Annotated in this window: 14 protein-coding genes and 2 pseudogenes; 11 read left to right on the plus strand and 5 right to left on the minus strand. The window is 70.4% G+C overall.

Going from position 1 to position 14,493, the window contains the following annotated elements; all coding sequences use genetic code 11:
• Positions 1-5: 5 nt before the first annotated feature.
• Positions 6-821, minus strand: a complete 816-nt coding sequence (locus ACYVF7_RS05525; RefSeq protein ID WP_460335832.1) for an alpha/beta fold hydrolase — start codon at positions 819-821, stop codon at positions 6-8.
• A gap of 199 nt (positions 822-1,020) precedes the next feature.
• Here ACYVF7_RS05525 and ACYVF7_RS05530 point away from each other — a divergent pair, with 199 nt between their 5' ends.
• From ACYVF7_RS05530 to ACYVF7_RS05545, 4 genes are all read left to right on the plus strand, one after another.
• The gene (locus tag ACYVF7_RS05530; protein WP_460335835.1) at positions 1,021-1,578 is read left to right on the plus strand and encodes an RNA polymerase sigma factor; all 558 of its coding nucleotides are present in this window, start codon (positions 1,021-1,023) and stop codon (positions 1,576-1,578) included.
• Positions 1,575-2,711, plus strand: coding sequence for a CU044_5270 family protein (locus tag ACYVF7_RS05535; protein ID WP_460335838.1), 1,137 nt, complete (start codon positions 1,575-1,577; stop codon positions 2,709-2,711). The genes ACYVF7_RS05530 and ACYVF7_RS05535 overlap by 4 nt, the downstream gene beginning before the upstream one ends.
• Positions 2,712-2,870: 159 nt before the next feature.
• The gene (locus tag ACYVF7_RS05540) at positions 2,871-3,803 is read left to right on the plus strand and encodes an ATP-binding cassette domain-containing protein (protein WP_460335841.1); all 933 of its coding nucleotides are present in this window, start codon (positions 2,871-2,873) and stop codon (positions 3,801-3,803) included.
• 3 nt (positions 3,804-3,806) lie between these two features.
• A complete protein-coding gene (locus ACYVF7_RS05545; protein WP_460335844.1) occupies positions 3,807-4,607 on the plus strand; it encodes an ABC transporter permease in 801 nt (266 codons plus the stop codon).
• A 137-nt stretch (positions 4,608-4,744) separates the two neighbouring features.
• On the opposite strand, the gene ACYVF7_RS05550 is transcribed toward ACYVF7_RS05545, so the two are convergent.
• Positions 4,745-5,647: an alpha/beta fold hydrolase gene (locus ACYVF7_RS05550; protein WP_460335846.1), complete on the minus strand. Its 903-nt coding sequence runs from the start codon at positions 5,645-5,647 to the stop codon at positions 4,745-4,747.
• Between the two features lie 64 nt (positions 5,648-5,711).
• On the opposite strand from ACYVF7_RS05550, the gene ACYVF7_RS05555 reads away from it, so the two are divergent.
• The 5 genes and pseudogenes from ACYVF7_RS05555 (at position 5,712) to ACYVF7_RS05575 (ending at position 11,031) form a co-directional block, all read left to right on the plus strand.
• Positions 5,712-6,245 carry a helix-turn-helix domain-containing protein gene (locus tag ACYVF7_RS05555; RefSeq protein ID WP_460335848.1) on the plus strand — a complete coding sequence of 178 codons (534 nt, stop codon included), beginning with the start codon at positions 5,712-5,714 and terminating at the stop codon, positions 6,243-6,245.
• 97 nt (positions 6,246-6,342) lie between these two features.
• Positions 6,343-7,257: an LLM class flavin-dependent oxidoreductase gene (locus tag ACYVF7_RS05560; protein ID WP_460335851.1), complete on the plus strand. Its 915-nt coding sequence runs from the start codon at positions 6,343-6,345 to the stop codon at positions 7,255-7,257.
• Between the two features lie 91 nt (positions 7,258-7,348).
• Entirely contained in the window at positions 7,349-7,873 is a 525-nt protein-coding gene (locus tag ACYVF7_RS05565) for a PadR family transcriptional regulator (protein ID WP_460335854.1), read from the plus strand.
• 26 nt (positions 7,874-7,899) lie between these two features.
• Positions 7,900-8,590: pseudogene (locus ACYVF7_RS05570) on the plus strand (ABC transporter ATP-binding protein).
• Between the two features lie 29 nt (positions 8,591-8,619).
• Positions 8,620-11,031 carry an ABC transporter permease gene (locus tag ACYVF7_RS05575; RefSeq protein ID WP_460335857.1) on the plus strand — a complete coding sequence of 804 codons (2,412 nt, stop codon included), beginning with the start codon at positions 8,620-8,622 and terminating at the stop codon, positions 11,029-11,031.
• Positions 11,032-11,154: 123 nt separating this feature from the next.
• Here the strand turns inward: ACYVF7_RS05575 and ACYVF7_RS05580 are convergent, their stop codons facing one another.
• The gene (locus ACYVF7_RS05580) at positions 11,155-11,541 is read right to left on the minus strand and encodes an ATP-binding protein (protein WP_460335860.1); all 387 of its coding nucleotides are present in this window, start codon (positions 11,539-11,541) and stop codon (positions 11,155-11,157) included.
• Here ACYVF7_RS05580 and ACYVF7_RS05585 point away from each other — a divergent pair.
• The gene (locus tag ACYVF7_RS05585) at positions 11,528-12,460 is read left to right on the plus strand and encodes a helix-turn-helix domain-containing protein (protein WP_460335863.1); all 933 of its coding nucleotides are present in this window, start codon (positions 11,528-11,530) and stop codon (positions 12,458-12,460) included. The genes ACYVF7_RS05580 and ACYVF7_RS05585 overlap by 14 nt on opposite strands.
• On the plus strand, positions 12,457-12,570 hold the full coding sequence (locus tag ACYVF7_RS05590) for a DUF397 domain-containing protein (protein WP_460335866.1): 114 nt from the start codon (positions 12,457-12,459) through the stop codon (positions 12,568-12,570). The genes ACYVF7_RS05585 and ACYVF7_RS05590 overlap by 4 nt, the downstream gene beginning before the upstream one ends.
• Positions 12,571-12,816: 246 nt before the next feature.
• Here the strand turns inward: ACYVF7_RS05590 and ACYVF7_RS05595 are convergent.
• Positions 12,817-13,071, minus strand: a pseudogene (locus ACYVF7_RS05595) (MFS transporter); the annotation flags it as partial.
• Between the two features lie 770 nt (positions 13,072-13,841).
• Positions 13,842-14,399: a hypothetical protein gene (locus tag ACYVF7_RS05600; RefSeq protein WP_460335869.1), complete on the minus strand. Its 558-nt coding sequence runs from the start codon at positions 14,397-14,399 to the stop codon at positions 13,842-13,844.
• Between the last annotated feature and the right edge of the window lie 94 nt (positions 14,400-14,493).

Consider the following 14,493-nt stretch of genomic DNA (forward strand, 5'->3'; position numbering starts at 1 on the left):
GGGCGTCAGCCTTTGATGAAGTCGAGCAGGTCGGCGTTGAGCTCGTCCTGGTGGCTGGCGAAGATGCCGTGTCCGGCGGTGAGGTACTCCTTGTACACCGCGCCGGGGATGAGCTCGGCGGTGCGGCGGCCGGTCACGTCCACCGGTGCCGAGAAGTCCGCGGCGCCGTGGACGACCAGCGTGGGGATGGTGATGTTCCGCAGTCCCGCGCGGTGGTCGGTGTGGAACAACGCGTGCTGGAACTTCAGCACTGCCCACGGCGAGGTGGCCTCGCACTCCCGGATCATCCAGTCGATGAGGGCCGGGGACACGGCCGGGCCGAGGTGGGTGGCGAAGAAGACCTGCGCCTGGTCGGACAGCCACTTCGGCCGGTCGGTACGGATCTTGGCGGACATGGCGTCGAAAAGGGCCTCCGGGATGCCGGCCGGATTGTCGTCGGTCAGCTTCAGGAAGGGCAGCATCGCGGAGATGAACACCGCGCGGTCGACGCGCTCCTCGCCGTGGCGGGCGAGGTAGCGGGCCACCTCGGCGCCGCCCAGCGAGTGGCCGACGAGGACGACGTCCCGCAGGTCGAGGTGCTCGATCAGCGCGGCCAGGTCGTCGGCGGTGGTGTCCAGGTCGTATCCGCCGGAAGGGCGGTCTGACCGCCCGTGGCCACGGCGGTCCAGGGCGATGCACCGGTAACCCCGCTCGGCGAAGAAGGGGATCTGGTACTCCCACATGTCGGTGCTGAGCATGCAGCTGGCGACGAAGACGATCGGCCGGCCCTGCCCGTAGTCCTCGTACGCCAGGCGGGTCCCGTCGGCGGTCTCGAAGAACATCGGTGACTCCCTCTCGTGGATCTCACGTTCCCTGACGTCGTGAAGCGTCCCAGCGGAGAGGGAGCCGGGTCGATTACGTCCCAGGTAACGACCGTGCCTACCGCCTGATCCGATTTTCTCCGGAATGATCGGTAAACGCCGGACGGGCCGTCGGAAGTACTGGTGAAAGGTCACCGACTCAACGAAGGGCGGGGATTCCATGGCGGACTCCGAGGATTCCCGGAGACGCTTCACCGAGCTCTACGACGAGCACTACCGGCGCGTGCTCGCCTACGTGATCACCCGCACCGAGCCGCACATGGCCGAGGACATCGTCAGCGAGACGTTCGTCGTCGCGTGGCGCCGCCTGGACCACATCCGCGACCCGGCGCTGCCCTGGCTCATCGGCGTGGCCCGCAACCTGCTGCTCAAACAACGGGAGAGCGGCTACCGAAGACGCGCGCTGGCCGACCGGGTCGCCGCGATGACCACCGATGACGACCTCGTCGCGTGGGACGTCGCGGACCACGTCGTCGAGCGGGACAGTGCCCTGGCGGCCATCGCCGGGATGTCCGAGAACGACCTCGAGGTGCTCTCGCTCGTCATGTGGCACGGCCTCGCCCCGCGCGATGCCGCCAAGGTCGTCGGCTGCTCGACCGCGGCGTTCTTCGTCCGCCTGCACCGTGCCCGCCGCCGCCTCGCCAAGGCGATCGAGAACGCCGCCGCAGGGGCCCGCAACCCTGCCTCTCGCCGCGTCGCCGACAAGGCGTCCCGATGAACCCTGGAGTCCAGATGAACGACAACGCCGAGGACATGTTCCGCACGCTCAAGCCCGCGGGTCTGGACACCGTGGTCGCCGAGACGCACGCCCGCCGCCGCGAACAGGACCTCGCCAAGGCGTGGGACGGCGGCGGATCCGACGGAGCCGTTTCCGCGCCCCCCGTACGACGCCGGGTGCCGCGCGTGCTGGTGGCCGGTCTGGCGGCCGGCGCGGTCGCCGCCGCCGCGGCGGGCGTCATCGTGGCCACCGACGGTTCGCGAGGCGCCGGAGGAGCCCGACCGGCCCCATCGGGGACCGTACGGATCATGGATGCGCGCGCCGTGCTCCTGGCCAGCGCCGACAGCGCCGCCAAGGCGCCCGCGACCACCGGGACCTACTGGTACACCCGCGTGCGCGAAACCTCACTGGTCAGGACGTTCGGCGAGATGAAGCCCGGGCGCGGACTGCCCACCCCGCTCCTGACCGCGTACGTGAGCACGACGCGGGACGGCTGGCACGGCCGCGATCGCAACAGCCGGGTGATGGTCGGCATCGATCCCAAGATCACCTTCCCTACTCCGGCCGATGAGGCCAAGTGGAAGCGGATGAGTCTCCGGGAGAGGCGGCGGTGGGGTCTGGACATGACCGTGAAGCCGCGCGTGACCGACCTTGTCTTCTCGAGTAGCTCCCTTACCGACCGGGACAAGACGACCGGCGCGTTGCTGAAGCTCCCTACCGACCCGGCGGCCCTCGAACGGGTGCTGCGCACCTGGTACCAGCACGAGAAGCAAGAAGCGGAGCAGCGCCGCGATGAGCTGACAGATGACACGTTCGCCAAATACCTGTTCAGCGAGGCGTCGGAACTGCTGGCCGGGCCGCTGACGCCGGGCGCGAAGGCCGCGGTGTACCGGCTGCTCGCCAAGCAGCCGGGCATCCAATACGTCGGCACTGCCACCGACCCGGCCGGCCGCAAGGGCGCCGTGCTGACCAAGAGGCCTGATGACCCTGATGACACATTCGGCATCCGCCTGATCATCGATCCGAAGACGGGCCGGCTCCTCGCCCACGAGTCCCATAACCGCAAGACGCTCATCCGGACCGTGACGTACGAGTCGATGGGCTGGGTGACCAGCCTGGGCGCCCGTCCGTGAACCGTCCGAACCGCGCCCTGGGTGACCTCGGGGGAGGCCCAGGTCGCGTGGCCGGACCGACCTGACGAAGGTCAGGGGCCCGTGGTGCCGATCGTGCGGTGTGGCGCCGGTCCGCCGAACCCTAGGTTCGCAGTCATCGACAGCGACCGGGGAGAGGCGATGATCACCCTTCGTGGGCTGACCAAGCGGTACGGCGAGACGACGGCGGTGCGGGACCTGTCTCTGGACGTCCTGCCGGGCAGGGTCACCGGGTTCCTGGGCCCGAACGGAGCAGGCAAGTCCACCACCATGCGGATGGTCCTCGGGCTGGACCGGCCGACCGGGGGCGAGGCCCTCATCTGCGGGCGGCCGTACGCCACGCTGCGGAACCCGCTGCGGAGGGTCGGCGCGCTGCTCGACGCCAAGGCCGTGCACCCCGCGCGAAGCGCCCGCGCGCACCTGCTGGCGATGGCGCGCAGCAACGGCATCCCGGCCCGCCGGGTGGGCGAGGTCATCGAGACCGTCGGCCTCACGTCGGTGGCGCGCAGGCGGGTGGGGACGTTCTCGCTGGGCATGAGCCAGCGGCTCGGGATCGCGGGCGCGCTGCTCGGCGACCCGGAGGTGCTCCTGTTCGACGAGCCGGTGAACGGCCTGGACCCCGACGGGGTCCGGTGGGTACGGGAGCTGGCGCGGTCGCTGGCGGGCGAGGGCCGCACGGTCCTGGTCTCCAGCCACCTGATGAGCGAGATGCAGCTGACCGCCGACCAGCTGATCGTGATCGGAAAGGGCCGGCTGCTGGCCGACTCACCGATCGCCGAGGTGCTCGGCGGCAGCTCGCGCAGCCGGGTCGTCGTCCGCAGCCCCGAGCCGGAACGGCTGAGCGCACTGGCCGACGCGCTCGCCGCGGACCGGTCGGCGGTGGAGCGGATCTCCGGCCACGAACTCGCCGTCCGCGACGGCTCCGTCGAACGGGTGGGCGACCTCGCTCACCGGCTGGCGGTTCCGCTGCACGGGCTGGAGGTGCGGACGGCGTCGCTCGAGCAGGCGTACATGGAGCTGACCGCCGACAGCGTCGAGTACGGGACGGCGGCGGCGCTGGAAGGGCGGGTCTGAGCGATGGCGGTCACGACGACGGCCCACCGGGCTTCCCGTACGCGAGACGGCGGGCTGCGGGGCGCGATCACGGCGGAGTGGACGAAGCTGTGGTCGGTCCGCTCCACCTGGTGGTGCCTGCTGAGCGCGGCGGTGGTGACGGCGGCGGTCTGCGCGCAGCTCGCCGTCTCGCACGTCTACGACAACACGCACACCGACCGCGTTCACCCTGGCGTGACCTCCGCCGGTGCGCTGGCGATCTCGGCGATGAGCCTGGTCCAGGTCGTGGTCATCGCGCCCGCGATGCTGATGATCACGTCGGAGTACTCCACCGGCCTGATCCGTTCGACGCTGCTCTGGACCCCGGTACGACACCGGATGCTGCTGGCCAAGGCGACCGTGCTCGCACCCGTGATGTTCGCGATCGGGACCGTCCTTGGGCTGCTGGGCGCCGGGGTGGCCCACCCGATGCTGGGGAGGTGGGGGACGTTCCCGGTGACGGGGGTGGTCGCCGACGCGCTGAGCGTCGGTGTGTACGTCGCCGTCGTCGGGGTGTTCACACTGGGAGTCGGCGCGGTGCTCCGCAGCGCGGTCGGCACCCTGACCTCCGTCTTCCTGGTCCTCATGGTGGTGCCGAACCTGCTCGGGGTCGCCGGCGGCGCGGGGCAGAAGGTCGCCGACGCCCTGCCGAGCATCGCGGGGCACCACTTCATGCGAGGGGACGCGGATCCGTACGGCCCGGCGGCGGGTCTGGCCGTAGCCGGCGCGTGGGCGGTCGCCGCGCTGCTGGCCGGCGCATGGATCCTGCACCGGCGCGACGCCTGACACGGTGGCTCGGGACGGCCGGTTCGCCGCGCTTCGCCGGTCGGGACGGCCGGTTCGCCGCGCTTCGCCGGTCGGGACGGTCGGCGCACCGCGTTTCGCCGGGGTCGGGACGCGCGCTCCGCCGAGGCCCGGGACGGTCAGCTCTTCGCGGCGCGGAGGAGATCGGCGATGGCGCCGAGCACGGCGTCGGAGCGCTCCTCGTGCATCCAGCCGTGCCCGGCGTCGTCGAGGACGCGATGCTCGCCGTGGGGGACCGAGGCGACCAGCTCCGCGTGGATCGTGCGCTTCATCTCGTTGATCTCGCGCAGGAGGTCCCCAGGCCATAGGTGGGCCTGCGTTGGGTCGTGGCCCATGGCGGTGAGCACGATCAGGGGGACGTCGGGCAGGGCGGGCGCGTGTCGCAGCTCGTCGGCGACCTCGGTGTAGAGGTTCTTGTCCTCGTTCCACGCGGTGCGCCACGCGGTGAGGTGGTGCTCGACGAGCGCGTCTCGTACGGAGTCGGGCCAGGCCGCGAAGTGCCGGGCCAGTGGCTCGCGGGAGCGCTGGATCTGCTCCTCGGTCGGCTCCGGCAGGTCCTGGCTCTTCATCTTCTCCAGCATCTCCGGCACCTGCTTCGGCGCGCGGACGAGGAAGTCCTCATGCGTCGGGTCCAGCAGGAGCAGCCCGGCCACCTCGCCGGGGAACCGCTGCGCGTAGTGGCGTGCGTAGGCGCCGCCGAGCGAGTGGCCGACCAGGACGTACGGGGCGGGGACCTCGGCGGCGGGCAGCAGGGCGTGGAGTTCGTCGGTGACGGCGGCGGCCGTACGGGGCAGGTCGGCCGGATCGCTCCAGCCGGTGCCCGCCCGGTCGTAGAGCACGCTCGTGGTCAGCTCGGCGACGCGGTCGTGCGTGTTGACGTAGTCCAGGCCGACGAGACCGGCTCCGGGCAGGAAGATCACGGCCGGTCCGCCGGTACCGGAGCGGTGCAGCATCAGCCGCCGGTCGCCGACGTCGTACAGGCGGCCCATCGGGGGCCGGGTCTCCGGTGTCACGCGGGTCACGGACAACTCCTTCGTTCATCATTCTCAACTTTGCGAACGGTATCAGACGTGAGATCGTAGGGCCATGGACACCGTGGACCTGCTCCTCCACCCGGTACGGCTCCGCGTCGTGCACGCGATGTCCGGCGGGCGGACGCTCACCACCGCCCAGCTGTGCGAGCTGCTGCCCGACGTCTCGAAGGCCACCGTCTACCGGCACGTCGGCCTGCTGGCCGAGGGAGGCCTCCTCGAGGTCGACGGCGAGCAGCGGGTGCGCGGCGCCGTCGAACGCCGGTACCGGCTGCGCCGGGAGCGCGCGGTCATCGACGCCGAGACGGCCGCGTCCACGTCACGGGAGGACCATCGCCGCGTGTTCGCGGTGGCCATGGCCGCCCTGCTGGCCGAGTTCAACGCCTACCTCGACCGCGACGACGCCGACCCGGCCGCCGACCTCGTCGGCTACCGGCAGCACGCCATCTGGCTCAGCCCCGAGGAGCGCGCCGAGATGATCGGCGAGTTGCGCGACGTGATCGTCTCCCGGATGCGGAACGAGCCCTCGCCGGACCGCGTCCGCCACCTCCTCAGCCCGATCCTCTTCCCCGCCGAGAGCCCGGGCTGACCCGGCGGCCCAGGCCGCGTCGAGAGGCTGTCGACCTGCGCCTTCCTCCGTACGGGGGCGGCCGGACCGGCCGGGACCGCCGGAGTAGTGTCGGAGGGTGCGCTTCGCGATCTCCATCCCACAGTCCTTCGGTGACGGCGAGTTCGAACCCGGTGCGTTCCGGGACTACCTGACGCGAGCGGAGCAGGCCGGCTTCGACAGCGCGTGGACCCAGGAACAGGTCCTCGGCTCGGCGCCCCGCTTCAGCCCGATCGAGACCATGACGTACGCGGCCGCCTGCACCGAACGCCTCCGGCTCGGCTGCTCGGTGTTCGTCAGCACCCTCCACAACCCGCTGCACCTGGCCAAGAGCCTCAGTACGCTCGACCAGCTGAGCCGGGGCCGGCTGGAGGTCGGCGTCGGCATGGGCGGGCGGGGGAGGGACTTCGCGGCGTTCGGCATCGACCCGGACGGCCTCGTCACCCGCTTCACCGAGGGCGTCCGGCTCATGAAGGCCTGCTGGACCGACCAGAAGATCACCTTCGATGGGCGGTTCTGGCAGCTCGACGGCGCCGCCATGGAGCCGAAACCGGTCCAGAAGCCGCACCCGCCGCTGTGGTTCGGCGGCAGCCACCCCAACGCGCTGCGCCGCGCGGTCCGGTACGGCGACGGCTTCTTCGGCGCCGGCTCCCAGACGACCGAGAGCTTCGCCGAACAGGTCCGCGTCGTACGCGACGCCCTCGCGGAGGCGGGCCGTCAGGACTTCCGCATCGCCAAGCGCGTCTACGTGGCGGTCGACGACGACGCCGGCCGTGCCCGCAAGCGCGTCACCGACGCCCTGAACCACCTGTACGGCCGGTCGGGCGGCGAGGAGCTGACCCCCGTCGCCGTGTACGGCCCGCCGGAGGAGTGCGTCCACGGGCTCCGCCAGGTCGCCGACGCGGGTGCCGAGATGATCCTCTTCACCCCGCTCTTCGACGACGCCGACCAACTGGAGCGCCTCGCCGCCGAGGTCATGCCCCACCTGCCCTGAGCCGGGGCTCGCTCGGTCACTCTCGGTCACGGTTTACGTTCGATGCGGTTATCTATACACCGCGACTATAGACGGTGTTTATAGTGAGGGCATGTCAGTCGCACAGACCTTGCTCGGCCTACTGGAGTCGGGCCCGCGGTACGGCTATGACCTCAAGCGCGCGTACGACGAACGGTTCGGGCGCGACCGTCCCGTGCACTACGGGCAGGTGTACTCCACCCTGGCCCGGCTGCTGAAGAACGGGCTCGTCGAAGTGGAGAGCGTCGAGCCCGGCGGCGGGCCGGAGCGCAAGTGCTATGCCATCACCGACGCCGGCGTCACCGATGTCGAACGCTGGCTCGGCCGGCCGGAGAAGCCCGAGCCGTATCTCCAGAGCACCCTGTACACGAAGGTGGTGCTCGCCCTGCTGACCGGCCGTCCCGCCACCGAGCTCCTCGACGCCCAGCGGGCGGAGCACCTTCGCCTCATGCGCGAACTCACCCGCCGCAAGATGGACGGCGACCTCGCCGACAAGCTCATCTGCGACCACGCCCTCTTCCACCTCGAAGCGGACCTGCGCTGGCTGGAGATGACCGCCACACGGCTCGACGAGCTGACCCTGGACGTGCGCCGATGAGCCACACGATCTCCTCCGAGGCGCCGATGACCGGCCACCGTTCCGGCGCGCCGCCGCTGCTGTACGGCGTCGACCTGCACAAGGCGTTCGGCCCGAGCAAGGCGCTGGACGGTGCCTCGCTGCACCTCCGCGCCGGCGAGGTGGTGGCCGTGATGGGCCCGTCCGGGTCCGGAAAGTCGACGCTGATGCACTGCCTGGCCGGGCATCCTGCGGCCGGACTCCGGGCGCGTCGTCTACCGCGACGACGACCTGACCACCATGTCCGACGCGCGCCGCAGCGCGCTGCGCCGCACCGAGTTCGGGTTCATCTTCCAGTTCGGGCAGCTCGTACCCGAGCTGTCCTGCCTGGAGAACGTCGCGCTGGCGCTGCGGCTCGGCGGTGCCCGGCAGCGGGCGGCCGAGGCGCGGGCCACCGAGTGGCTGGAGCACCTGGAGGTGGCCGACGTCGCCGCGAAGCGGCCCGGGGAGATCTCCGGCGGGCAGGGCCAGCGGGTCGCGGTGGCCCGCGCGCTGGTCACCGGCCCCAGCGTGGTGTTCGCGGACGAGCCGACCGGCGCGCTGGACTCCTGGAACGGCGAGAAGGTGATGGGCCTGCTCACCGCCGTCGCCCGGCGCACCGCCACCGCCGTACTGCTGGTGACCCACGACGCGCGGGTCGCCGCCTACTCGGACCGCGAGGTCGTCGTACGGGACGGCCGGACCCGGGAGCCGATGTGAGCGGGCCGGAGGGGGAACGTGGAGCAGGCATGAGCGGGCCGGACGGGGGACGTGGAGCCGACGTGAGCGGGCCGGGCCGGGGACGGCCGGACACGGGAGCCGGGCCGGACCGGGGCGTGCCACCGGCCGGTTCGCGATCGGCGGCGAGCGGCCCGTACGCCCGGTGGCCTCGTGACCTCGCGATCGGTGTCCGGCTGGCGTTCGCCGGCGGGCGTTCCGGGTGGGTCAGAATCGCGATGATCTCGGTCGGCGTCGGGCTCGGCGTGGCGATGCTCCTGGTCGCGGCCTCGATGCCGACGATGCTTCAGGAGCGTCACGAGCGGACCTCGGCGCGCGACTACATGATGGGCGTGCGGTCGCCCCGTTCGGACCGCTCGCTTCTCATCGGCGCCGCGGACACGGAGTTCCGCGACAAGCCGATCAGGGGCCGGGTGCTCCGGCCCGAGGGGTCCCGCGCGCCGCTCCCGCCAGGCGTGACGGCGTTTCCGCGGCCGGGCGAGATGGTGGTGTCACCGGCACTGGCCGACCTGCTGTCCGCACGCGAGGGCGCGCTGCTGCGGCCGCGGCTGAACTACCGCATCACCGGCACCATCGGCCCTCGGGGTCTTGAGGGAGCGCGGGAGTACGCGTTCTACCTCGGCGGCGACCGGCTCACCGAACGGTCCGACCGCGTCGCGCGGGTCACGTCCTTCGGCTATCACTCCCCGAGTGAAAGCCTCGGACCGGTACTGCTGCTCCTCGTGGTCATCGCCTTCGTGGTGCTGCTGCTGCCGATCGCGGTGTTCATCGGTACGGCCATGCGCTTCGGCGGCGAATCCCGCGACCGCCGGCTGGCCGCGCTGCGCCTGATCGGCGCGGACCAGCGCATGGCTCGGCGCTTCGCGGCGGCCGAGGCGATGGTCGCGGCCGTGTTCGGGCTGGCGGTCGGTGTGCTCGTGTTCTTGGTCGTACGGGTGTTCGTCGAGCGGATCACGATGTTCGGCATCAGCTTCTTCACCGCCGACGTCCGGCCGGCCCTGGTGCCGGCGGCGCTGATCGCGCTGGCCGTACCCATCTCGGCCGTCTTCGTCGCCCTGATCTCCCTCCGGAAGGTCATGATCGAGCCACTCGGCGTGGTCCGCCGCGCGGCCCGTACCCGGCGCCGACTCTGGTGGCGTGCGGCCGTACCGGTCATCGGCCTGGCCCTGCTGTATCCGCTCCTCGGCGCAGGGAGAGGTTTCAACCAGTACCAGGTCGCCGGTGGCGTGGCGTTGCTGCTCATCGGCATCGCGGCACTGCTGCCGTGGGCCGTCGAGGCCGTGGTCGGCCGCCTCGGCGGCGGCCGGCCGTCCTGGCAGCTCGCGGTGCGCCGGCTTCAGCTGGACAGCGGGACGTCCGTACGTGCCGTCAGCGGCATCGTGGTCGCCGTGGCGGGCGCGATCGCCTTGCAGACGATCTTCGCTGCGGCGAGCGGCGACTCTGTGAAGAGGACCGGCCAGGACCCGTCGCGCGCGCAGGCCGAGGTGAACTTCAGCAGGGCGGTCGACGGCACGCCCGCCGAGGTCGCGGCGCGGTTGGGCTCCGCACCCGGCGTCCGCGGGGTCATCGCCGAGGCGACCGTCGCCATGAGGGCCCAGAAGAGCCCGTCGGAATTCCCACTGACCTTGGCCGACTGTCCCGCCCTCCGGGAGCTGCTCCGGATCGACCGATGCACCGACGGCGACGTGTTCTTCACCGCTCCGCAGGAGCCGGGCACCCCGCGCCCGGGCACCACCGTCCGGATCGGCTCGGGCGAGGGCGCCGGCGCGACCCGGGGCCCGTCCTGGCGGATCCCCGCGTCGGCGCACCCGGCCGGGCCGCGAACGGATCCGCGCGGCACGACCCAGACAGGCGTCTTCGCCACGGTCTCCGCCGTCGACCGTCGAATCCTCCAGCAGGCACGGATCGAAACGCTCGTGCGGGTGGACGACAGGAACAAGGACGCCCTGGAGCACGTGCGCAATGCCGTCCAGACCATCGATCCGATGGCCGACGTCATGGTGCTGAGCACCACCCGGGCCGATGGTCGGTTCACCGCGATTCGCCGCGGCCTGTTCATCGGCGTGGTCGCCGCCCTGTTGGTGATCGGGGCGAGTCTGCTGGTGACCAGCCTGGAACAGCTGCGACAACGACGTCGGCTCCTGGCGATGCTGGTCGCCTTCGGCACCCCGCGCTCGGTCCTGAGCCGGTCGGTGCTGTGGCAGACGGCCGTGCCGATGCTGCTCGGCCTGGTGCTGGCGATTCCAGCCGGGGCCGGTCTGGGCGCGCTGCTCCTGCAGATCGTCAACGAGCCCGTCAGCGTCAACTGGACCGTCGTCGCCGGCATCTCTGGCGTCGCCGGCGGCGTCGTGCTCCTGGTGACGGCACTCACCCTCCCGGCACTACGGCGCCTGATGGACCCCGAGGGCCTGCGGACCGAGTGATCCCCAGATCCGGCCGATCGGCATCGTACGGGCCACGGCGAGCATCGGTCCCTCATTCCACGCTCGCCGTGGCCCTCGCCGCGCGCTCGGCTTCGGGGGAAGACCCGGTCGCGCGGAGCCTCGTCATCCGCCGCAGCGGGCCCAGATCGTCTTGCCGTCGTTCTCCGCCCGCCAGCCCCAATCCGTGGCGAACGCCTGCACGATGAACAGCCCGCGACCGCCCTCCTCGTCCGGGTCCGCGTCGTGCAGCACCGGCTCGCCGTCGCCGTAATCCCGCACCTCGACCAGTACGGTCCGCTCGCCCGGCCGGCTGATCGTTAGCTCGAAGACGGCGCCGAGGCGGGCGGCGTTCGACACCAACTCGGTCGTGACCAGGTGCACGTCGTCCAGGAGCTCCGGCAGCGCCCAGTCCTGCAGCCGCCGCTCGACCGCCAGCCTGGCCACCTTGGCGGAGCCCGGATGCGGTCCCAGCTTGAGGGAGTACGAGTCGGCGATCATGACCCTGCCCATCGTGTCGATCGCGAGATTTTCGAATCGCGTCTCACTCTGTTGTCATATGACTACTCTCGGCAATGGAAGGGGTTCGACAATCCCCGACAGCTTCGGCCTGGAGGGCGACATGGCATATCGGCGCGAGGTGGACCCGACCGCTTCGGTGGCGGCGCTCTACGCCTACAAGCTCCGGAAGTATCGCGACGCCAACGGCTGGACGCAGGATTCCCTGGCCGACCGCGTCGGCTGCACCGGCGACCTCATCTCAAAGATCGAAACCGCGAAGCGCTCCGCCACGACGGCGATGTCGGAGGACTTCGACCGGCTTTTCGCCCTCGACGGCTATTTCAGCGAACTCCAACCCCACGCCGCCCGGGAACTCGCTCTCGGCTGGTTCCGCCCGTTCCTGGATGCGGAGGGCGCGGCGACATCAATGCATATCTTCGAGCCGATGCTGGTCACCGGCCTGCTCCAGAACGAGGACTACGCCCGCGCGGTCCTGAGCGCGGGCAACCACCCCGACAAGGCCGAGCAACTGGTCGCCACCCGCATGGACCGCCAGCAGATCCTTCGCCGCGACGAGCCCCCATGGATCGTCCTCCTGCTGGCGGAATACGCCATCCGCCGCAAGATCGGCGGCCCGGAAGTGATGCGCGCCCAACTCCAACGCCTCCTAGACGAGATGAAGGAGCCGAACGTCACCATCCAGATCCTTCCGGAGGACGCGCCGGTCTACCTCTCGATGCCGTTCACAATCATGGGATTCGACGGTGGGCCGGACGTGGCCTATGCGGCGACAGGCGAACTCCCAGGTGGTATCACGAAGGAGAATCGGTATGTCGGGTGGCTCAAAGCCCGCTTCGACCTGGTCAGGGCGGCGGCATTGCCTGCTGCGGCGTCCGAAGAGCTCATCCGCTCCATTCTGGAGGGCACGTGAATGTGGAAGAACTGCCGGCGGTCCAGTGGTGTCGAAGCACGCGAAGTGACGAGCAGGGCGGCCAGTGCGTCGAGGTCGCCGTCGTCGAGGGAGTCCGCGTCACCGCGTGACGGACTCAACGGATTCATGCCTGTCGTGTGACTTGATCTCTGGGGCGCGGCCGTTGCCGGGCGGGCTCCTCCATGAGAGTTCGGGCTGGGTGGTGGAGCACTGCGTCGGACCGCTCGGCGTCGGCACCCTAGTGGTCGTTCCGCTCCGTCACGTCGTGCATGTGGCCGATCTGAACGAGGCCGAGACCGCGGCGCTCGGCCCGCTGTTGCAGCGGACGGCGGCAACAGGTCCGCGCTGACGAGCAGCCCGCCGATCACCAGGCCGGCGACCGAGCCGAGCGACAGCACCACGCCGTACGCGGACAGCGCCTTCGCGCGCGCCGGGCCGGTGAATCGCGTCTGGATGAGACTCATGATCTGCGGCACCATGACCGCCGCACCCGCGCCCTGGAGGAACCGGCACGCGATCAGCACCCCGGTCCCCGGCGCGACGCCGCAGGCGAACGACGTCGCCGTGAACACGACGACGCCGAGAAGGTACATCCGCCGCCGGCCGTACAGGGCGTCCTATCCATCGTCGCCTCCCCCGCCTCGGCGTCTGGTCCTGTGTCGATGCGATACCCGGTGCCGGGCACCATGGCGATCAGCACACGCATATCCGAAGCCTAAACAGCACGGCATATCGCCGACGTATGCAAACCGGACACCCCTCCCGGTACGGTGACCGTGATCTCCTCCGCCTCCACCACACCTGCGAAATACCGCATGAGAGGGGAGGATGGACATTACCTAAAGGTGGAATTGCTGGGTCCCTAGGTGGTACCCATTCGTGTAATTGATCGACACCGGCTGTGCAGAATAATCGAAGAACCGACCTGAGGAGGGATGTACATGGTTCATAAAGTAGCTGCCGGAGTGGCCGGCGCTCTATTCTGCGCAACCGCATTCGTAGCGGCGCCCGCTGGTGCGGCAACTGGTCAGCCGTGGACCGCTCAATACCGTACGGCCACGGCGGGCGGTGAGTGGTCCGTCACAGCCAGCCCTGTCATCACTAAGGTGACGGTTACCGGGAACCTGTCCAACACGGGTTCCGGATGCTACCTTGTGCGCCTCACGGTATACCAGGATCTGGTCTCTAAGTATTACTACTCGGCGCAGCAATGCGGTCCTGGGACGGTCCCCGTGAACATCGAAAGTTTTTCAGGGTTTCCCTTCTGGGGAGCAAGCGTGGCGACATGTGCCGCGAATAAGCAGGACTGCGGTCAGGAGTTTGCGCTGCTCCCCGACTGACCGGGCCCCGACCGGCTTTTGCCCTCGACGGGTTTTGCCGCTCAGGATTCGGGCCAGATGCGGCGTCTGGCGGGGACGGCCATCAGGTCGCCAACGACGAATTCCTGTCGCGGACCCTGCCAGGCGTACGGCATGAACACCGCGAGCGCGCAGCCCGCCTGGTGCTCGACCTCCATGGCGACGGCGTCGACGGTCCCCGGCGGGGGCTCGGAGGCGCCGTTCCGCCAGTCGGTGGACCTGCGGATCTGCACGTTGACGGGGGTCGTGTCGCCCGGCGACGGCTCCTTCATGCGCACGTAGTAGGTGAGCGTGGCGCAGCGCAGCTCGGCGGCGCGCGTGCGGTAGTCGTCGGCGAGGTGGTGCAGCGTGGCGGCGGTGGCCGTCTCGTCGTACGCGTAGTCGACCTCGTACTGCGCGGCCGTCCGGAGCACCCCGTCGGCGTCCATGACCAGCCCGAACGGATAGAGCATCCGGCCGCCCGGCTCTGGACGGAGGTTGTTCTCGGCGCCTTCGAGAACGGCCGCGAGGCAGGCGTCCATATCCCCTCGGGCCCGGCGGGGCACGGAACCGTCCATGAGCATGAGGGTCAGCGTCTGCATGGGGTGGGGATACGTGGGTGCGATTTCGCCTGCGGCTCGCCAGGAGGACACGGCCAGAGATCCTACCGACCGTGATGCGCCCGATACGACGGCT

This window comes from Actinoallomurus acanthiterrae, from assembly GCF_054775715.1.